The organism is Virgibacillus indicus (assembly GCF_002266285.1).
GTDB lineage: Bacteria > Bacillota > Bacilli > Bacillales > Amphibacillaceae > Virgibacillus_K > Virgibacillus_K indicus.
Map to the genome: position 1 here is coordinate 1 of NZ_NPMS01000061.1, position 413 is coordinate 413.

General features: G+C 48.9%; 1 rRNA gene. It reads left to right on the forward strand.

The window, feature by feature from the left end:
• Window positions 1-413: ribosomal RNA gene (locus CIL03_RS19470) — 16S ribosomal RNA — on the forward strand; the annotation flags it as partial.

A 413-nucleotide genomic window follows, 5' to 3' on the forward strand; every position in this document is an offset into this window, starting at 1 on the left:
TACAGATCGTAACAGGATTAGATACCCTGGTAGTCCACGCCGTAAACGATGAGTACTAAACGTTGGGTAAAACCAGTGTTGAAGTTAACACATTAAGTACTCCGCCTGAGTAGTACGTACGCAAGTATGAAACTTAAAGGAATTGACGGGACTCCGCACAAGCGGTGGATCATGTTGTTTAATTCGAAGGTACCCGAAAAACCTCACCAGGTCTTGACATGCTTCTGCAAAGCTGTAGAAACACAGTGGAGGTTATCAGTTGCACAGGTGGTGCATGGTTGTCGTCAGCTCGTGTCGTGAGATGTTGGGTTAAGTCCCGCAACGAGCGCAACCCTTATTGCCAGTTGCCATCATTCAGTTGGGCACTCAGGCGAAACTGCCCCGGATAACGGGGAGGAAGGTGGGGATGACGT